Consider the following 18,879-nt stretch of genomic DNA (forward strand, 5'->3'; position numbering starts at 1 on the left):
GTACGGCTCGGCTACATCACCCGCCTCAGCTTTGAGCGCGCTATTGGCCTTCCACATGGAGAGTTCGGTTTTGAGCTGTTCAAGATCGCGCAAATAGAGGTCGGCGGCCATCCAGCGGCCAAGCAGCAACACTTCACGGGTCACTCGGGCGGTCACGTTGGGATTGCCGTCGCGGTCGCCGCCCATCCAGGAGGCGTAGCGTATCGGCGCGGCGTCCAGGGGCAGGCGCTCACCGGCGGTATCCAGCAGCAGGTTATCCAAATCTCTATGGAAATCTGGCACTGCCTGCCACAGGGAGTTTTCAATTACCGCAAAGCCCCACTTGGCTTCATCCACCGGGGTGGGCCGCTCGTGGCGAATCTCGTCGGTGTGCCACGCCTGGCTAATCAGCTCCTCCAGGCGGCCCTGGGCACGGGTTCCACGCTCTGGGTAATCTTCGGAGCTCTCAATGGCGGTTAAGCACTCATCGATGGCATCATATTTTTGAATCAAGGTTCGGCGGATAACTTCGGTGGGGTGCGCGGTGAGTACCAGCTCAACGCGCATATTGGCGAGGGTCTCGACCAGTTTACGCGGTGAGTTGCCCGCCTGCTCGGCACGCGCAAGCAGTTCCCCGAGCACCGGCTGGGAGCCGGGCTTGTAGTCCTCTACCCGGCGAAAGCGCGCCCGATAGTGCTGTTCGGCAATGTTCGCGAGGTTTAAGAACTGGTTAAACGCCCGGGTGACCGGCAGCAGATCCTGCTCGGGAAGCTCACGCAGGTACTCGATCAGTTCGCGCTGCTGCAGTGAATCGCCCTGGCGCCCGCGCTTGGCGTGGGCGCGAATGGTTTCAATTTTATCGACAAATGCTTGGCCCAAATCGTCGGCAATGGTTCGCCCCAGGCTGTCGCCCAGAATACGCACATTATCGCGCAGAGATTCGTGTAGGTCGTGACTCATTGGCATGGCCTCCTTGCAGGGGTCGCGTCATTATTAGATCAGGAATGGGTAGATTGTTTTTCTTCTGCTTTGGCTGCCTGCCAGTGGGCTTCCATCTCGTCTAGGGAAGCCTCTATTAATGGCCGCTGGGCAGCGCTAAGCTCGCGCTCGACAAAACGAAAGCGGCGCTCGAACTTGGCATTGGTAGCGCGCAGGCACTGCTCTGGATCGGCATTCAGCGTGCGGGCAAGATTGGTCACTGCAAACAGCAAATCGCCGACTTCTTCCTGGGCGTGCTGTTGATCACCGGCGGCGAGCGCCTCTTCTACTTCCGCCAGCTCTTCACGAATTTTAGCCACCACGCCGCGCGCATCGGGCCAATCGAAGCCTACTCGCGCGGCGCGCTTGGACAGCTTGGCAGCGCGGCTAAGGGCGGGCAGCGTGCGCGGCACATCGTCTAGCACAGAGGGCCGCTCAACGGCTCTCTCGGCACGCTCCTCGGCCTTCAATAACTCCCAGCGGCTGTTGACCTGCTGAGTTTGCACCTCTTCGGCACTCACTCCTGGCGGGCGGCGGGAGGCCAGCGTGCCCTCCGGAAACACGTGCGGATGGCGGCGCAGCATTTTGGCGGTCAGCGTATCGACGATATCGGCAAAGTCGAAGCGCTGCTCTTCCGCGCCAAATTGAGCGTAGTAGACCACTTGAAAGAGCAGATCGCCCAGCTCGCCGGGCAGTTCGTCAAAAGCGCGTCGCTCGATGGCATCGGCGACCTCGTAGGCCTCTTCCAGGGTATGGGGCACAATGCTGTCCCAATCCTGCTGGAGATCCCAGGGGCAGCCCTGTTCCCGGTCGCGCAGCACCTGCATTAGGGTCAGCAGATCATCGATACCATGGCGCATTATGCCCCTCCCTTGCGAATTTGTTGTTCCGGGTCGGCGTTGCGCAAACGGCGCACTTCGGTAACGTTGGGTAACTGCTGAATGCGCGAGAACAACCGCCCCAGGGATTCAAGGCCATCGACTTCCAGGGTAATACGCAGCCGGGCAATGCCTTCATCGGTGTCCGTTAGCGTGTTCACGGCAAGCACGTTGACTTTTTCATTACCGAGCAGGCCCGTGACATCGCGCAGCAGCCCGGAGCGATCCCAGGCCTGAATCTCGATGGTCACCGGGTAGCGGGTCTGGGCGCGTTCGCCCCACTCCACTTCGATAATGCGCTGGGGTTCGTCCAGCCGCAATTGCAGAATATTACTGCAGTCCTGGCGGTGAACGGTGACGCCGCGCCCCTGGGTAATAAAGCCGATAATCGGTTCGCCAGGCACCGGACGGCAGCAGTTGGCCATACTGGTTTTAAGGTTGCCGACGCCGAGCACCGTGATATCGCTTTTGGTGGCTTTGCTGGATTGGCGCTTAGGTTTGGCGAGCAGGCGATCGAGCTGCTCTTGGTCGTCGGTTTCACCAAACAGTTGCTGAGCCTGGTGCAGCACCTGACCGATACGCAGGTCACCAGCGCCGATGGCCGCGTACATGTCCTCGGCGTTTTGGTAGTTGACCGTCTTGGCCAGCTTGGGCAAATCGAGACCTTCCACATCCAGGCGGCGCATTTCACGGTCAAACAGCACGCGCCCCTCGTCCAGGTTTTGATCCCGTGCCTGATGTTTGAACCACGCCTGAATTTTGGCCCGCGCCCGGGAAGTGCGCACATAGCCCAGACTGGGGTTTAGCCAGTCGCGACTTGGGCCACCTTTGGTAGCGGTTAGAATTTCAATTTGCTGGCCGGTTTTTAATTTATAGGTGAGCGGCACAATGCGCCCATTAATCTTGGCGCCTCGGCAGCGGTGGCCAATTTCGGTATGCACCCGGTAGGCAAAATCGATCGGTGTGGCAATCCGCGGCAGATCAATCACATGACCGTCGGGAGTGAAGACGTAAATGCGGTCAGGGGCCACATCGCTGGAGAGCCCTTCGCGCAAATCGCCAAAGCCACCCACCTCGTCCTGCCACTCCAGTACCTGACGCAGCCAGGCAATTTTCTCTTCGTAGCTACGGCTTTTGGCGTTGGTATCGTGGCCTTTGTAACGCCAGTGGGCGCAAACGCCCAGCTCCGCTTCGTCGTGCATGGCGAAGGTGCGAATCTGGATTTCGAGCACCTTGTTTTCCGGCCCCATCACGGCGGTATGCAGCGACTGATAGCCGTTCTTTTTGGGGTTGGCGATATAGTCGTCAAACTCGTTGGGCACGTGGTGCCAGCGCGAGTGAATAATCCCCAGCACGGTGTAGCAGTCCGCCACTTCCGGCACCAGAATACGCACTGCGCGCACGTCATGAACTTGTGAAAAATCGATCCGTTTGCGCTTCATTTTGCGCCAGATCGAATAGATATGCTTGGCTCGCCCATCCACGTCGTAGCGGTGGATGTGCTGAGCTTCCATCAAGCCTTTGATGGTTTCGACCACATCGTGAATATAGCGGTCGCGGTCAAGGCGTTTCTCCGCCAACAGCTTGGCAATCGCCTTGTACTCATCTTCGTGCAGGTAGCGAAACGATAGATCTTCCAGTTCCCACTTAAGCTGACCGATGCCCAGGCGGTGGGCCAGCGGCGCATAAATATCGGCGACTTCACGAGCCACCAGTAAACTTTTTTCCCGGGGAGCGTCTTTTACCTGGCGTAGTGCGCAGGTGCGTTCGGCAATCTTAATGAGTGCCACGCGCACATCACCGACCATATTGACCAGCATCTTACGCAGGTTTTCCTGCTGATTGTGTTGGCCCATGCCATGGTCAGGCGCCAACGGGTAGCTAATAGCGGCCATTTGCAGCACGCCATCAATCAGACTGGCCACTTCTTCGCCAAAGCGTTTTGTCACGGACTCAAGGCTCAGCAGCCCTTCCCGCACTGCACGGTAGAGAACGGCGGCCTCAAGCGTGGCTTGGTCTAGCTTTAACTCACCAAGGATATCGGCCATTTCCAGGCCCATGCGAAAACTAGAGCCTGGCGATAGCCATACGCGATGGGTGCGCGGGGCTTCAAGCTCCAGTTGTTCGGCGAGTTCACAGGCGCCGACTAGACGCTCAGGCTCAGGTAGGCGCACATCCTCCTGCAGGCGCGTTAACCACTGCTGTATATCCACCTTTCCGCCCGCGGTTAGCGGCTGGTCTTCACGCACTTTCACCATGACAATTACTCATCCTTTCAGGGAGACGGTCTCTGCACGACCGCCACCGTGGCTTGATGCGATGGGGAAACGTCTAGTCCCCGTATTCGAACAGCATCAGCGTTTCCATATGCGCAGTGTGAAGGAACATATCCGCCACTGCTACTTGCTTGACCCGGTAACCCGCATGCACAAGATGTGCCGCATCCCGAGCAAGCGTCGCCGGATCACAGGAAATATAGACCACCCTGGGCACCGGGTGATGCGCCAGCGCCTGACAAATAACTTCGGCGCCGCTTCGCGGCGGATCGAGCACAAGCGCATCGCTACCGCCATGAACGGTCAACAGCTCCTTAACGCTGGCAGCGCTGTTTAAATCAGCCTGCTGACCGCTGACCATCAGTTGGTTGCGCTTAGCGTTAATCGCAATGCGCGCCACCATGGCAGGGTTACCTTCCACTGCATAAACCTCAGCACCCGCTGCCGCTATGGGTAGGCTGAAATTACCGATACCAGCAAACAAGTCGAGTAATTTTTGCCCCGGCTTAGGCGCTAACCACTGGATGACCTGGGCGACCATTTGCTGGTTAACCGGGGCGTTGACCTGTAAAAAATCTCCCGGTGCAAAACTTAGGCTAAGCGGTGGTTGGCCGGTAACGGTTAGCGACTCTTCAAGCGCCGGCGCTGCGCCATGCCAGTGCAGTGTGGGTGTTTCTCGCCCCAACCAAGTGCCCAGCGCCACTCCCTGCTGCTGCGCAAAGGCTTGCCAGCGTTCGGCGTCCCCGGTGTGCTCTTTTAACTGACGAACCAACACGACCTGCGCGGTCGCCGTTGCCAATAATTCGATGTGCCCTACCTGGCGCGGCGCCTCTAACGTACCCAGCAGCTCACGCAGAGGTGTTAATAGGCGCTGTAAGGGATCGACCAACACCGGGCAGCGTTCAATATCCACCAGGCGATGGCTATGGGCGGCACGAAAGCCCAGGCGCGTAGTGCCTTGGCTGTCGACTTTGACCCCCAGCCGTGCGCGGCGCCGATAGCCCTGATCGCTGCCTTGAATCGAGCCGATCTCGCTTAGCGTTATACCCTGGCGAGAAAACAGATCGCGCACTACTTCTCGTTTATGGTCGCGCTGGGCATCGACACTTAGGTGCTGCAGATCACAACCGCCACAGTGCCCAAAATGCGGACAAGGCGGCTTGACGCGCAGCTCGGAGGTGGTCAGCAGCGATTTGATATGCGCTTCATCAAAGCGTTTGCGAGTGAGATGAATGGCCACTTCGACCTGCTCACCGGGCAACGCCTTATCAACAAAGACCGTTTTACCGTTGGCTGAGTGGGCAACGCCACGGCCATCGTGCGCTAAGCGCTCAATCACCATAGGAGATGTGTCACCCGTAGCCGCATGACGCGTTTTGCCACCAGGCGTGCCCGCTAGCCCAGAGTGGCCTGACGCGGGCCTGGGCGGCCGCCGTTTTCCCAACATGGCCATGGTTATACTCCTGGGGCAAATAGGCCAGTGGAGAGATAACGATCACCACGGTCGCAGACGATAAACACAATCACCGCATTTTCGGTTTGCTCCGCGATACGTAGCGCGCCCGCGAGACTGCCACCCGATGAGACCCCGGCCAGAATGCCCTCTTCACGGGCCAGACGGCGCATATGCTCTTCGGCCTCTTGTTGGCCAATATCAAGGGTGACATCCACCCGCGGCGCTTCAAAAATAGCCGGCAGGTACGCTTGTGGCCAGCGACGAATGCCGGGAATACTGGCGCCATCGGCGGGCTGCAAACCGACAATCTGAATAGCCGGGTTTTGCTCTTTCAAATAGCGCGACACCCCCATAATGGTGCCCGTGGTGCCCATCGAGCTGACGAAATGCGTCACCTCGCCCCCGGTTTGCTCCCATACTTCGGGACCGGTGGTACGATAGTGGGCCAGCGGGTTATCAGTGTTGGCGAACTGGTTTAGCGGCTTGCCTTCGCCCCTGGCGATCATGCCATCCGCAATATCCCGAGCCTCTTCCATACCGCCCGCTTTGCTGGCGGAAATTAATTTAGCGCCATAGGCCGCCATTGCCTGCTTACGCTCTTCCGAGGCGTTTTCCGGCATAACCAGCACCATCTGGTAGCCCTTAATCGCGGCCGCCATGGCTAGCGCAATACCGGTATTACCTGAGGTCGCCTCAATCAGCGTATCACCGGGGGCTATATCACCTCGGGCTTCTGCTTCATTGATCATTGAGAGCGCGGGGCGGTCTTTAACCGACCCAGCGGGATTATTGCCTTCAAGCTTGGCCAACAGGGTATTGTTACGCCCCGCGCTAATGCGCTTAAGGCGTACCAGGGGCGTGTTGCCAACCACATCTTCTATTGTGGGATAGCCCTTAAGATCGTTCATGAATGTTCCTTATCGTCACCGTTATGCTGCATTATATCGGTGCTGCCTTAGGCTGGACAGGCAACCTCATTGAATCAGCGAGCTTCTTTTCATGTCTTTGAATACCCGACTGCTGTTTGCGTTACTCGGTTTCCCGCTCCTGGTGTACGCCATGATGGCCGTACTGCTGGTTATACAGAGTGATACGCAAGCTCGCGAGGCACACCAAACGCGGTTAGAAAGCGTCGGCGAGCTGCTCGCCCCGAACCTTGCTGCTGCGGTCGCAACGGGTGATGAGCAACGTCTGGAAGCCCTGTCGCGTCAACTCCTTGCTATGAAAGGACTGCGAGCGGTTGCGCTATTTGATGCCCAGGGCGACCGTCTATTATTACTCGGGCAATCCAACCTACCACCGCTAAACGCCCCAGATGATCAGCAATTGATTAAGCAGCAGGATGCATGGCGACTGCGCTTGCCACTGAACCCTCCTCAAACAAGTGTCAGCCAAGCTGGGGACAGCCGCGTTGGCTGGCTAGATATCGAGATGGATACCCGTACGCTAACCCTTGGTCGCTATAAGTTGATTGCCAGCCTTAGCTTGGGTGGCATGCTGCTTGGCCTGCTGCTGTTTTTAGTCGCTTTTGCGATCAGTCGCTATACCACCCGCCCGCTGGAAGAAGCCAACCAAGCCCTTTATCGGCTATCCCGCGGCGACTATCGGCTACATCTGGCGCCCTCTAATGCCACAGAACTCCATCACCTGAGTAGCTATATTAACGCCCTGGCCGAGCACTTTCAGCAAGCCCAGCGGGATATGCAAACGCAAATCGAGCAGGCCACCAGCGAGCTGCAAGAGTCCATGGAAACCATTGAAGAGCAGAATATCAAGCTCGACTTGGCCCACCGCAGCGCGCTGCGGGCTAATGCCGTGAAGTCTGAATTTCTGGCCAATATGAGCCATGAGATCCGCACACCACTAAACGGGATTATCGGTTTTTGCCGGTTACTGGGACGCTCATCACTGGATACGCGCCAGCGGGAGTGGCTGCAGCACGTACACCGCGCTTGCGACAATCTGCTGATGCTGGTTAACGACGTGCTCGACTTTTCCAAACTTGAGGCTAATCGCCTCACCCTGGAAGAGACAGACATCGACATTGTCGCACTGGTCGACGAAGTGGTCGGGCTACACGCCCCTGAAGCCCAGCGCAAGCAACTGCACTTGGTGGCCATGGTATATGACGATGTGCCTACCCCGCTAACCGGTGATCCGCTGCGTATTCATCAGGTATTGAATAACTTGATTGGCAATGCGCTTAAATTCACCCAGCAAGGCGAGGTGATCGTGCGTGTCATGTTGGATAATTTAGAAGGCCAGCATGTGGTGCTTAATCTGAGCGTCAGTGACACCGGCATTGGCCTCAGCGACGCCCACCAGGAGGCTCTCTTCAGCGCCTTTTCCCAAGCAGAACCAAGCCACTCACGGCAATTTGGTGGCAGCGGCCTTGGGCTTACTATCTGCCGCCAATTGATTGAACGCATGGGCGGCGAGATTGGCGTGGAAAGCTCGCTGGGCAAAGGAACCACTTTCTTCTTTACGCTGCCCATGCTGGCTCATAAAGCGGCCGAGCGACCTCCAGAAATTAGCTTGGCCAATCCGACCATTCGCCTATATGAAACTCATGCTCCAACCCGCCATGTACTGGAGCACTTGCTAGAGCGCTGGGAAGCACAACCCATCGCCTTTGATGTCTCCGAGCCAGCGAAATTGCTGATATTGGGGCTTGAGCACAGCGACTTTAGCCCCGAATGGCACGCTCACTGGCAAGCGGTGATTGATCAAACACCCTGCCCCACATTGATTTTAGCCAATGGCAATAGTTTTGACCTGCCGCCACTGCACTTAACCCATGGCGGCGAGACACTCTACAAACCTTTTTCCCGCGCGCAGTTGGTAACGACGCTCAAGCAGCTACTGCTATCTACGCACGTGCCGAATAAGAGCGAACAGGAGCTCCCCGCGTTACCAGCGGCGTCTCAGCCACTCAAACTGCTGATTGTCGATGACAATGCACCCAATCGTGAGCTGCTCAAAAACCTACTTGAAGACCCTGCCCTCCATGTCTCTACGGCGGAAAGCGGCCACCAAGCGTTAGATTTCGCCCGTACCAGTAACGTCGACATGGTGTTAATGGATATTCGTATGCCGGGGATGGATGGCGTACAAACCACCCAAGCATTGCGCCGGTTGAGTAGCACCTGGGCCCGCTGCCCCATTATTGCCGTTACCGCCCACGTGCTCAGCAGTGAACGCCAGCAGTGGCTCGCGGAAGGTCTTGATGACGTGCTGGTAAAACCCATTGACGAAACACAGCTAGCACAGTTGCTCAACCGCTTTTTGGGGGTGACTCATCGGCTGACCGCCAGCACTGCAGAGCCGCCCTATCCACAGCACGACATTAACGCCACCCAGAGGCCACGGGTTAGCCATGCGGCACCGGCCACGCTACCCATTATTGATCTGGAGATTGGCGCACGTTTAGCGGGGGGTAAGGAGCACCTGGCACGAGAGCAGCTAAAACGTCTGATCGACAGCTTGGATGAGAGTGAACAGCATATGCGCGCCGCTTTTGGTCAACAGCATTTGCCCACGCTGCTCGATTGGGTACATGGTCTCAATGGCGCTAGCCGCTACTGCGGTGCGCCCGAGTTGGCCTTACTGGTAGAGACCCTGGAAACTCGCCTACGCACCAGCGGCTTAGACCATGTTGAGGGGCTATTGGAAGACCTTTACCGAGCAATGGCCCGGCTGCGAGCACTGCGCCCGCAACTGGTTAGGCATTGATTGAACAGGCTTCAAGGCGTTGCCCATTAGATGCTTGGAATAAATGACATGAACCCAGCATTGGCTGATCTGGCGGCGAGCTGTTAACGCTCTAACACTACAAAAGCCACCGCATACTCGGCTTCATCGCTCAGGGTAACGTGGCTAGCGGTGACACCCGCCGCTAGCAATAGCCGCTCGGCTTCGCCATTAAGCAGGAAATAGGGCTTACCCAAGGCATCGTTCAACACCTGAATGTCCCCCCACTGCAGTCCTTGGCGCAGGCCTAAACCCAACGCTTTTACAAATGCCTCTTTGGCAGCAAAGCGTTTGGCCAGAAACGCCGCGGGTTGGGCTTTGTGTAGCCAAATCGCCTGCTCATCGGGGCCTAAAATTCGCTCAGCAAAGCGTGGCCCGTGCCGTTTCATGGCCCGCGTAAAACGCTCCACACGGGCAATATCCGAGCCAATTCCCACAATCATCGCCTTAAAAACCTCTGAATAGACAACCTCTGATCAGTACCCGCAACAGCCATTATGAACATGCACAGAGTGGTTTTCATGCTCATGGTCGTGAGCATCGAGAGCCGCCATTAAGCCCGCCTCTTGGCCAGCGATGATCAAGCGTTTCATCTCCTGAACGGCCTCTTTGAGGCCCACAAACAGCGCACGGGCAATAATGGCATGGCCGATATTGAGCTCGTTAACGCCCGGCAGCGCCGCAATCGCTTCAACGTTATGGTAATGCAAACCGTGACCGGCATTGACCACTAAACCCAGCGAGATAGCGTGAGTCGCTGCAGTCGTTAAGCGATGATACTCTGCATTCGCTGCATCGCTACCGGGACGCGCTTCTGCGTAAGCGCCCGTGTGCAGCTCAATCGTCGGTGCACCGGCGCGCTGGGCAGCATCAATCTGCTCCACGTCAGGGTCGATAAACAGGGATACATCGCAACCCGCCGCACTTAGCCGTTGGCAAGCACTGGCAATGGCGTCAAAGCCGCCGACAACGTCAAGACCGCCTTCGGTGGTCAGCTCTTCGCGTTTCTCAGGTACTAAACAGACATGGGCGGGGCGCACTTCTTCAGCCAGTGCCAACATCTCTTCAGTGACAGCCATTTCCAGGTTCATGCGCGTATTAAGCATTTCGGCCAGAATGCGTACATCGCGGGGCTGAATATGACGCCGGTCTTCACGCAAATGCACCGTAATGCCATCGGCACCCGCCTCTTCCGCAACTAATGCCGCCTGCACGGGGTCAGGGTAGCGAGTACCTCGGGCTTGGCGAAGTGTCGCAATATGATCGATATTGACGCCTAACAGTATCCGAGGGGGGTGCATAGTGCCTCCAGCGCAGCGATAAAATAAGAGTTTGTGAACACAAAATTTAAAACAAATCAGGGCCGATGACGACGCCGCGCTAAATCAAGCATCAGTTCCCGTGAACGTAAAACGGTAGTCCCCAGATGGGGCGCAAGCGCCGCGCGCATTACCGCTTTGAGCGCATTGGCAAGCCCTTCATGCTGCCAGTCACCCTGTTCAATGTAACGTAGCGTTCTGCCGTCGAGGCCACGCTCAGCAGGTATGAATGCCCGGCTGGCGGTGTCAAAACGGTAGCGGAGCTGGGGATCCAAAACACTACCCTCTGGTGTCGCAAACTGCGGCGTGGCCTCGAGCGCCTCTAGCAGCGCCCACTCATAGCGGCGCAGCGCCAATGCGCGCTCCGCTGGTGCTGGCAGTGCTTCCAGTAGCGCGGTATAAAACGCGAAAACGTCAGGCGCCGGCAGTTCTAACGGCAGCAGCCGGGTGGCGATCTCATTGGCGTAAAGCCCGCACAGCAACCCCTCCCCGGCCAACAGCGCCGTCTGGCCGCGAGACTCCATCAACGTTAGCCGCTTTAAATCGCGACTGCCCTGCCAGGTCACGAACAGTGGCGTAAACGGCTGCAGGCGTTGGCGCGATTTAGAACCGGGCCTTTGCCCACCATGGGCCACAGCACGCACTCTGCCGTGATCAAGCGTTAATAGATCCACCAGCGCACTGGTTTCACGATAAGGCCGACGGTGGAGTAAAAAAGCCGGCTCTGGCGACATCGCTACCTTCAATCGAGGTCGTAACCCAAGCTTTTCAAGGCGCGCTCGTCATCCGACCAGCCGCGTTTTACTTTCACCCATAAATTGAGCATCACTTTGGTACCCAGGGCGCGCTCCATATCCAGGCGCGCTTCACGACCAATGCTCTTGAGACGATCGCCGTTTTCACCAATTAAAATGACTTTTTGGCCTTGGCGCTCAACGAGAATAAGCGCGCTGATATGCGTTACACGCTCTGTCTCGCGGAACTCTTCAATTTCAACGGTCATCTGGTAAGGCAGCTCATCGCCCAGCTGGCGCATCACTTTTTCACGCACCAGCTCAGCGGCCATAAAGCGCAGGCTTTTATCGGTAATCTGGTCTTCAGGGAAGAAGTGGACACTTTCAGGCAGGTGTTTGGCCACTTCCTCTTCCAGAGTATCGACCTGAGTGCCATGCTTGGCTGAAATCGGCACGATAGCGGCGAAGTCGCGGCGAGCACCGACATCCGCCAGCCAAGGCAGCAAATCGCCCTTTTCGCCCAGACGGTCGACTTTATTAACCGCCAAAATCACCGGCGCTTTTACATGCTCCAGGCGCTTCAACACCGCTTGATCTTCTTCCGTCCAGCGGGTGCGGTCGATAATAAATACTACGCAGTCCACATCACGCAGGGCCTGGGTAGCCGCCTGGTTCATAAAGCGGTTGATCGCTTTATTACGATCCTTGGACATGATGTGCATGCCCGGCGTATCAACATAGATGAACTGCGTCTCATCAACCGTTTTAATACCCATGACCTGGTGGCGCGTGGTTTGTGGTCGCCGTGAGGTAATCGATATTTTCTGCCCCAGAATACGGTTCATGAGGGTCGATTTGCCCACGTTGGGTCGGCCGACGATGGCAACGAATCCGCAGGTTTGGCTCATGATTTATCTCCAGGGCTTTTTTCGAGGTACGACAGCGCTTCTTCTGCCGCCTGCTGTTCAGCATGACGGCGGCTTGGGCCTTTACCAGTGGTATGCTCAGCCAACAGGTCAATGTAGCACTCCACGGTAAAGGTCTGGGCATGCGCCTCGCCCTTTACGCAGACAACTTCATAGCGCGGCAACGCGGCTTGACGCGACTGCAAAAACTCCTGCAACCGTGTTTTGGGATCTTTTTGGGTATCTTGTAAAGAGATATTACCCAGCCTTTCCGCGTACCAGTCCAACACCCGGTTGCGCACCACATCCATCCCAGCATCCAGATAGATAGCGCCAATAATGGCTTCGACCGCATCCGCCAAGATCGATTCACGACGATGCCCGCCACTTTTCATCTCGCCGGAACCTAGCCGCAAGCATTCACCGAACTCCATTTCACGGGCCAGTTCCGCTAGGGTTTGTCCTTTCACCAGTCGCGCGCGCAGGCGCGAAAGCTGTCCTTCACGGGCCTGAGGAAAGCGCTGAAACAGCGCCTCGGCGATGACAAAGTTGACGATGGAGTCACCTAGAAACTCCAGGCGCTCATTGTTACGACCACCGAAGCTGCGGTGGGTCAAGGCCAACTCCAGTAGCGTATCGTCGCCAAAGGTATGACCGATTCGTCGGCAAAAAGCGTTCAAGGAATTACTCACAGCTCTCCTACGTCATTGACGTTAACTAAAGTGACATAACTGACTAAATTCAGCACACGCAGCGTCTTCATTCAATGCGCCGCACGCTGGTAAAACTTGGCAACCCGCCATCCCAGTGCATCCACACCGCAAAGGCGCGGCCCACAATGTTCTCTTCCGGCACGAAGCCCCAATAGCGGCTGTCGTTGGAGTGGTCACGGTTGTCCCCCATCATGAAATAGTGCCCTTCAGGAACCTCCACTTCACGCATTTGCGGGCCAGGGTCTCGCGGGTTGTTATAAATAAAGTGCTCGGTGTCGCCAAGGCGCTCTTCTAACAATAGCTGCTGGGGCGAACCATCGGGCCCATCCTCGATCAGCTCTTTGGCCACCGGTTCGCCGTTAACGTAAAGCTGCTTTCCCTCATAGCGGATATGATCCCCTGGCATACCGACCACCCGCTTGATGAAGTTCACCGAAGGCTCGTCGGGGAAACGAAACACCATCACATCGCCACGCTCAGGATCATCGACTTCGAGAAAGCGGGTGTTGACTACCGGTAAGCGTAAGCCGTAGGCAAATTTGTTGACCAGAATAAAGTCACCCACTTCAAGCGTAGGCCGCATTGAGCCAGAGGGGATCTGAAAAGGCTCAATGATAAAACTACGCACCACCAGCACCACCAGCAGCACCGGGAAAAATGAACGGGCGTAGTCAACCGGCCACGGCTCTTTAAGTAGCTTTTCGCTGGTAACTGGATCCAGCCCTTCCTGGGTATTGGCCTCTGCGGCGGCGAAGCGTTGGCGGCGCTTGGGCTTTAATAGCCACACGTCCAACAGGTAAATAACGCCCGAAAGCGCAACGGCAAGTACCAGCAGTAATGAAAAATCCATGAGTGGTGTTCTTTCCTAGTCGTTAACCTTGAGCACAGCAAGGAAGGCATCCTGGGGAATTTCCACACGCCCCACCTGTTTCATGCGTTTCTTACCCGCTTTCTGTTTCTCGAGCAGTTTCTTCTTACGGCTGACATCGCCGCCGTAACACTTGGCCGTCACGTTTTTGCGCAGCGCTTTCACGGTGGAACGTGCCACCACTTGACCACCAATAGCCGCCTGAATCGCCACATCAAACATCTGCCGTGGAATCAGCTCTTTCATTTTTTCCACTAACAAACGACCACGATGGTGGGCGTGATCACGGTGGATAATCACCGCTAGAGCGTCAACTTTGTCGCCATTAATAAGTACGTCAAGACGCACCAACTTGGCCATTTCAAAACGCTCGAAGTTGTACTCTAGCGAAGCGTACCCCTTGGAGATCGACTTCAGGCGGTCAAAGAAGTCCATAACCACTTCGGACATGGGCAATTCATAGGCCAACTGGATTTGGTTACCCAGAAACTGCATATCCAGTTGCGTGCCTCGGCGCTGCTCACACTCGGTGATCACGTTACCCACATACTCCTGGGGAACCAGAATGCTGGCGCGCACCACTGGCTCACGCATTTCATCCACGTCAGCCATATCGGGAAGCTTTGAGGGGTTGGAGACGTAGGTGACGTCGCCATTTTTCATCGCTAGTTCATAGACAACCGTGGGAGCGGTAGTGAGCAGATCGATATTATACTCACGCTCCAGACGCTCCTGGACGATCTCCATGTGCAGCGTGCCCAGAAACCCCACCCGGAAGCCAAAGCCAAGGGCATCAGAATTTTCCGGTTCATAGGCAAGCGAGGCATCGTTAAGCGCCAGCTTCTCTAGCGCATCACGAAAGTCTTCATAATCATCCGCACTGACCGGGAACATACCGGCATACACCTGCGGTTTTACTTTTTGGAAGCCAGGCAGACGCGCGACATCTGGCGTCTTGGTGTGGGTAATGGTATCGCCCACCGGTGCGCCGTGGATTTCTTTGATACCCGCGACAATAAAGCCGACTTCCCCGGCACGCAGAATCCCGGTCTGCTTACGCTGCGGGGTGAAAATCCCCACCTCAGTGGTGCCCCAATCGCGGCCCGTCGATTTAATACGGATCTTATCGCCTTTGCGCAGCGTGCCATCAAACAGACGAACCAACGAAACTACACCAAGGTAGTTATCAAACCAAGAGTCGATAATGAGCGCTTGCAGCGGCGCTTCCGGGTCGCCCTTGGGCGGCGGAATATCGCGCACCAAGCGCTCTAGCAAGGCATCAATGCCCAAGCCACTTTTGGCCGAGACCTGGCAGGCGTCGGTGGCATCCAGGCCGATAATCTCTTCAATCTCCTGGGAAACCTTGTCGCAATCCGCCTGAGGCAAATCGATTTTGTTGAGTACCGGCAGAACTTCTAGTCCCTGTTCGATAGCGGTATAACAGTTGGCCACCGATTGCGCCTCTACCCCTTGTGCGGCATCGACAACCAGCAACGCCCCTTCACAAGCGTAGAGCGAACGCGACACTTCATAAGAGAAGTCAACATGCCCAGGCGTATCGATAAAGTTCAGCTGGTAAACCTGGCCATCGGCGGCGGTGTAATCCAGCGTAACCGACTGCGCCTTAATCGTGATGCCTCTCTCGCGCTCGATATCCATGGAGTCGAGCACTTGCTCTTTTAGCTCACGCTCGGTTAATCCTTCGCAGGTCTGAATCAAACGATCAGAGAGCGTCGATTTACCGTGGTCGATGTGGGCGATAATAGAGAAATTGCGTATGTGCTTAAGCTTTCCGTTGGGAACGTCTTGGGACATCGAGTCTGTTCTGCCTTAGTGGTACGCAAGCGGCCGCATAAACAGGCCGCTTCGAGAGTTCAAAGCTCGAAAACAGCTGCCGTTTAAAAATAAGGGCCATTTCCGACAAAAAGATATCCGCTATTGTAGCGATATGCGCAGGCTAGGAACAGCGGTCCGGCGAGAACCGCCGGACCAGGAGTGAAAATAGGCGGGTTATTCCAGACGCAGCGCTACAAACAGGGAACGTCCGTCGCGGAACAGACGAACTGGAATAGCGCGATCAGTCGGCAACGCCTCGACAATCTCTACCAGCTCAGCTGAGGAGGAAACGCTGCGGTGATCAATACTCACTAACACATCGCCTGGGCGAATGCCGGCCTCAGCAGCCACGCTGCCAGACTCAACCTGACGAACGATCACACCGCCGGGAACATTCAGTTGCTCGCGCATGGTGTCATCAATTTCAGCGACCATTACGCCAAGACGCGCTTGGTTATTGCTGCCTGCCTGTGCCGACTGCTGCTCAGTGTCTGGCCAACTACCTAACTCGACAGACTCGGTCAGTTCTTCACCGTCACGCATCAAGGTGAGCTCCACCTCGGTGCCTGGCGCGCCTTTACCGATCAGTCGCGGCAGCGAGCTTGAGCGCTCAACCTCTTCACCATTGACCTCAAGAATGACATCGCCCGCCTGGAGTCCACCCTGGGCCGCTGGGCCTTCTGGATCAAGATCGGCAATCAAGGCGCCAATCGCATTCTCCATACCGAACGACTCGGCCAGATCATCAGACACAGGCTGAATCATGACGCCCAACCAACCACGGTCTACCCGACCGCCTTCACGCAGTTGCTCGGCCACATCCATGGCAACGTTAATGGGAATGGCAAACGAGACGCCCATAAAGCCGCCGCTACGGGTAAATATTTGCGAGTTGATTCCCACAACTTCGCCGTCTAAGTTGAACAGCGGGCCACCGGAGTTGCCGGGATTGATTGCCACATCGGTTTGAATAAAGGGCACATATGCATCCCGCGGCAAGGTGCGATTAATCGCACTGACGATACCCGCAGTGACCGAGTGGTCGAAACCGAAAGGAGAGCCAATCGCGGCAACCCACTCACCTACTTTTAGCTCGTCAGAGTCACCTAGATTGAGCGTAGGCAGATCATTGGCATCAATTTTGAGTACTGCCACGTCGGTTTGTGGGTCGCTACCAACCACTTCTGCTCTCAATTCGCGGCGATCATTGAGCCGCACAAGGATCTCATCGGCATCTTGCACCACGTGCGCGTTGGTCATTACATAACCATCTTCACTGATGACGAACCCCGAGCCTAGAGACTGTCGCTCTTCTGTGCGTCCCTGACCATTACTGGGGGGCGCTGGAAAGCTATCCCCAAAGAAATGGCGGAAAATCTCGGGGATTTCCTGACCACCGAACCCGCCAAAACCGGGCGCGCTGCTGCGCTGAACCGTTCGACTGGTTGAGATGTTCACCACCCCAGGGGCAGCGTCTTCAACTAATGCGGTGAAATCAGGCAAATTCTGAGCGCTGGCGGCTTGGCCAAACGTCAGCAATGCCACCACACAAACCCAAAGCGTGGAAGGGAGAATCAAGCGCTTCATGCAAGAGCTCCTACTTAATGTGATAGTAAGCGAAGGTATATAAACAACTCACGGCGAGACACCGGAGAACTCATTAACAAACTAATTGACCAAGCGTGGGCGAAAGCGTTCCCCACGCCCGCGCATTAGACATTTAATACTTAGCGCACCGGCCATCAAAGCAATAAAAAAGCCCAGGGGCGCCAGCCAAATCGTAGTACTAACGAGCGCGACCAGCCCGGATAGCAACAGCGCAAGCAGTAGCGGCAGCCCATAAACACAAAAAGCCAGCAACGTGACAGAGGCACGCGGCAGGCTGATAATGACTTGGCTTCCTAACGGATAGTTGCGCTCGGCGTTATCTGTTTTGGAGGGAACCGCTACGGCAATGCGTTGGCTGCGCTGGCGCGCCAGCAATCCGACCCCGCACCCTCTCCCTTGAGCACACTGCTCGCAGTTCTGCTGGGCGGCAATTTCAACGATTACTCCCTGGGAGGTGTAATCGACAACCGTGCCAGTACGAAGCAGAGAAGTGCCAAGTAAAGAGCCACAGGGCGCGGAGGTCGTCATTTTATCTACTCACCTCATCGACGCTTTCTTGAGATTGGTCTTCTAGCAGGTCGAAAGTGATTGAGCGAACAATACGCTGCAGCGTTGCTACGGGCAGCTCACCAATGGCCACCAACTGCCAGCGCCCTTCAGCGGTGATGGTGTGCTCAATGGCGACGGCCGAGACACCCAACTGCTGCACACCTTCCTGCAAGGCAATGGTTGCTTCAGATGCAAGAGGCTCTACAAAGATACTCACGGTGGCCAAACCATCACTGTAAACACGCTGATGCACATCGTCGCCGGCAAAAGTAACCGGTTGCGCAACAAAGCCGTCGGGTAACCAAGTGGTATGCCAAGGCGTGTTGAGGATAACGGTGGGCGAGCCCACTCGTACGCGGCCGGTATATTTTTGGGGCGATTGGAGCTGGGTAATTTGGAAGGTTTCAATGATCCTGCCTTGCTGATCACTGAGTACATGCTTAAGGAGTAGGCCGGTATCTCGATCTAACCACCACTGATGGGAAAAACGCCATTGATCCCGAGGCTCGAAAATAAGTTTAACGGCATCGCGACCGGCTACCCGAGCATCATCCTCAAGCTCAATAGCGTAATATTTCTCAAGATGAGCCGCCCACCCTGCAGGAGTAGGCATCTCCCCATTACTATGCTCTTCAGTCCAAGCCAGTCGACCCACCGGCGAGCGCCGCTCAATACTCACGGAAGGACCGTCTAGGTACTGAACCACCTGCTGCCGAATGCCATTCTGGATGCGATGCGACAGCGCCAGCGTGCGAACATCAATAGCATCAATCGCCACCGCCCTGGCTTGGAAGGCATAACAGTGGCTAGCCCACAAACCACGCTCAAGCCACTGCGTGGCATTACTGGGCTGCTCTTCGGATTCCGCCGCGCACTCGTAGCCAGCATGACGAACCGGTTGGCTAACGTCGGACGAGCTATTGGCGTTTTCTGCATGCACTTGAAAAGAGAGCGTACCAACTACTGCTGCCAGTACCCAGGCACGCTTTAATCGCCAGGGCACGATCATGTTGCGCACTCCCATCCCGCG

General features: G+C 56.3%; 16 protein-coding genes. 1 reads left to right on the plus strand and 15 read right to left on the minus strand.

The features are described from left to right. The 5 genes from HALA3H3_RS26430 to cysM form a co-directional block, all read right to left on the minus strand. Positions 1 to 939: phosphoenolpyruvate carboxylase (locus HALA3H3_RS26430; RefSeq protein WP_144410461.1), on the minus strand; the 939-nt coding region annotated here is incomplete at its 3' end. A 38-nt stretch (positions 940 to 977) separates the two neighbouring features. Next, a complete protein-coding gene (gene mazG / locus HALA3H3_RS22625) occupies positions 978 to 1,817 on the minus strand; it encodes a nucleoside triphosphate pyrophosphohydrolase (protein WP_022523833.1) in 840 nt (279 codons plus the stop codon). Continuing rightward, positions 1,817 to 4,093, minus strand: a complete 2,277-nt coding sequence (gene relA, locus HALA3H3_RS22630; RefSeq protein ID WP_022523834.1) for a GTP diphosphokinase — start codon at positions 4,091 to 4,093, stop codon at positions 1,817 to 1,819. The genes mazG and relA overlap by 1 nt, the downstream gene beginning before the upstream one ends. 73 nt (positions 4,094 to 4,166) lie before the next feature. After that, entirely contained in the window at positions 4,167 to 5,564 is a 1,398-nt protein-coding gene (locus HALA3H3_RS22635; RefSeq protein WP_022523835.1) for a 23S rRNA (uracil(1939)-C(5))-methyltransferase, read from the minus strand. A gap of 2 nt (positions 5,565 to 5,566) precedes the next feature. Next, complete coding sequence (cysM, locus tag HALA3H3_RS22640; protein ID WP_009286444.1) at positions 5,567 to 6,475, minus strand: cysteine synthase CysM; 909 nt, start codon at positions 6,473 to 6,475, stop codon at positions 5,567 to 5,569. A 91-nt stretch (positions 6,476 to 6,566) separates the two neighbouring features. Here cysM and HALA3H3_RS22645 point away from each other — a divergent pair, with 91 nt between their 5' ends. Continuing rightward, positions 6,567 to 9,299 (plus strand): response regulator, encoded by a 2,733-nt coding sequence (locus HALA3H3_RS22645; protein ID WP_022523836.1) that lies wholly within the window; start codon positions 6,567 to 6,569, stop codon positions 9,297 to 9,299. Positions 9,300 to 9,382: 83 nt separating this feature from the next. Here HALA3H3_RS22645 and acpS read toward each other — a convergent pair whose 3' ends face one another. The 10 genes from acpS to HALA3H3_RS22695 form a co-directional block, all read right to left on the minus strand. Beyond that, complete coding sequence (gene acpS / locus HALA3H3_RS22650; RefSeq protein ID WP_022523837.1) at positions 9,383 to 9,760, minus strand: holo-ACP synthase; 378 nt, start codon at positions 9,758 to 9,760, stop codon at positions 9,383 to 9,385. 33 nt (positions 9,761 to 9,793) lie between these two features. Next, the gene (gene pdxJ, locus HALA3H3_RS22655; RefSeq protein ID WP_022523838.1) at positions 9,794 to 10,618 is read right to left on the minus strand and encodes a pyridoxine 5'-phosphate synthase; all 825 of its coding nucleotides are present in this window, start codon (positions 10,616 to 10,618) and stop codon (positions 9,794 to 9,796) included. A 56-nt stretch (positions 10,619 to 10,674) separates the two neighbouring features. After that, positions 10,675 to 11,370, minus strand: coding sequence for a DNA repair protein RecO (gene recO, locus HALA3H3_RS22660; protein WP_022523839.1), 696 nt, complete (start codon positions 11,368 to 11,370; stop codon positions 10,675 to 10,677). Positions 11,371 to 11,378: 8 nt separating this feature from the next. Then, positions 11,379 to 12,278 carry a GTPase Era gene (era, locus tag HALA3H3_RS22665; protein ID WP_009286442.1) on the minus strand — a complete coding sequence of 300 codons (900 nt, stop codon included), beginning with the start codon at positions 12,276 to 12,278 and terminating at the stop codon, positions 11,379 to 11,381. Next, positions 12,275 to 12,967 (minus strand): ribonuclease III, encoded by a 693-nt coding sequence (gene rnc, locus HALA3H3_RS22670; RefSeq protein WP_009286441.1) that lies wholly within the window; start codon positions 12,965 to 12,967, stop codon positions 12,275 to 12,277. The genes era and rnc overlap by 4 nt, the downstream gene beginning before the upstream one ends. A gap of 67 nt (positions 12,968 to 13,034) precedes the next feature. Beyond that, complete coding sequence (gene lepB / locus HALA3H3_RS22675) at positions 13,035 to 13,838, minus strand: signal peptidase I (protein ID WP_009286440.1); 804 nt, start codon at positions 13,836 to 13,838, stop codon at positions 13,035 to 13,037. A 15-nt stretch (positions 13,839 to 13,853) separates the two neighbouring features. Then, positions 13,854 to 15,671: a translation elongation factor 4 gene (lepA, locus tag HALA3H3_RS22680; RefSeq protein WP_022523840.1), complete on the minus strand. Its 1,818-nt coding sequence runs from the start codon at positions 15,669 to 15,671 to the stop codon at positions 13,854 to 13,856. A gap of 195 nt (positions 15,672 to 15,866) precedes the next feature. Further along, positions 15,867 to 17,279 carry a DegQ family serine endoprotease gene (locus HALA3H3_RS22685; RefSeq protein ID WP_022523841.1) on the minus strand — a complete coding sequence of 471 codons (1,413 nt, stop codon included), beginning with the start codon at positions 17,277 to 17,279 and terminating at the stop codon, positions 15,867 to 15,869. A gap of 81 nt (positions 17,280 to 17,360) precedes the next feature. Beyond that, positions 17,361 to 17,828 carry a SoxR reducing system RseC family protein gene (locus HALA3H3_RS22690; RefSeq protein WP_022523842.1) on the minus strand — a complete coding sequence of 156 codons (468 nt, stop codon included), beginning with the start codon at positions 17,826 to 17,828 and terminating at the stop codon, positions 17,361 to 17,363. A gap of 1 nt (position 17,829) precedes the next feature. Beyond that, entirely contained in the window at positions 17,830 to 18,873 is a 1,044-nt protein-coding gene (locus HALA3H3_RS22695) for a MucB/RseB C-terminal domain-containing protein (protein ID WP_022523843.1), read from the minus strand. Positions 18,874 to 18,879 lie beyond the last annotated feature (6 nt).

Origin of the sequence: Halomonas sp. A3H3 (genome assembly GCF_000982975.1) — a bacterium.
In the GTDB taxonomy this organism is placed as follows: Bacteria; Pseudomonadota; Gammaproteobacteria; order Pseudomonadales; family Halomonadaceae; genus Vreelandella; species Vreelandella titanicae.

Coding starts and splice junctions, on each gene's coding strand:
- cysM (WP_009286444.1), bottom strand. CDS start 6,475: ATGAACGATCTTAAGGGCTATCCCACAATAGAAGATGTGGTTGGCAAC.
- acpS (WP_022523837.1), bottom strand. CDS start 9,760: ATGATTGTGGGAATTGGCTCGGATATTGCCCGTGTGGAGCGTTTTACG.
- lepA (WP_022523840.1), bottom strand. CDS start 15,671: ATGTCCCAAGACGTTCCCAACGGAAAGCTTAAGCACATACGCAATTTC.
- HALA3H3_RS22635 (WP_022523835.1), bottom strand. CDS start 5,564: ATGGCCATGTTGGGAAAACGGCGGCCGCCCAGGCCCGCGTCAGGCCAC.
- HALA3H3_RS22645 (WP_022523836.1), top strand. CDS start 6,567: ATGTCTTTGAATACCCGACTGCTGTTTGCGTTACTCGGTTTCCCGCTC.
- HALA3H3_RS22695 (WP_022523843.1), bottom strand. CDS start 18,873: ATGGGAGTGCGCAACATGATCGTGCCCTGGCGATTAAAGCGTGCCTGG.
- lepB (WP_009286440.1), bottom strand. CDS start 13,838: ATGGATTTTTCATTACTGCTGGTACTTGCCGTTGCGCTTTCGGGCGTT.
- HALA3H3_RS22690 (WP_022523842.1), bottom strand. CDS start 17,828: ATGACGACCTCCGCGCCCTGTGGCTCTTTACTTGGCACTTCTCTGCTT.
- recO (WP_022523839.1), bottom strand. CDS start 11,370: ATGTCGCCAGAGCCGGCTTTTTTACTCCACCGTCGGCCTTATCGTGAA.
- relA (WP_022523834.1), bottom strand. CDS start 4,093: ATGGTGAAAGTGCGTGAAGACCAGCCGCTAACCGCGGGCGGAAAGGTG.
- HALA3H3_RS22685 (WP_022523841.1), bottom strand. CDS start 17,279: ATGAAGCGCTTGATTCTCCCTTCCACGCTTTGGGTTTGTGTGGTGGCA.
- era (WP_009286442.1), bottom strand. CDS start 12,278: ATGAGCCAAACCTGCGGATTCGTTGCCATCGTCGGCCGACCCAACGTG.
- mazG (WP_022523833.1), bottom strand. CDS start 1,817: ATGCGCCATGGTATCGATGATCTGCTGACCCTAATGCAGGTGCTGCGC.
- pdxJ (WP_022523838.1), bottom strand. CDS start 10,618: ATGCACCCCCCTCGGATACTGTTAGGCGTCAATATCGATCATATTGCG.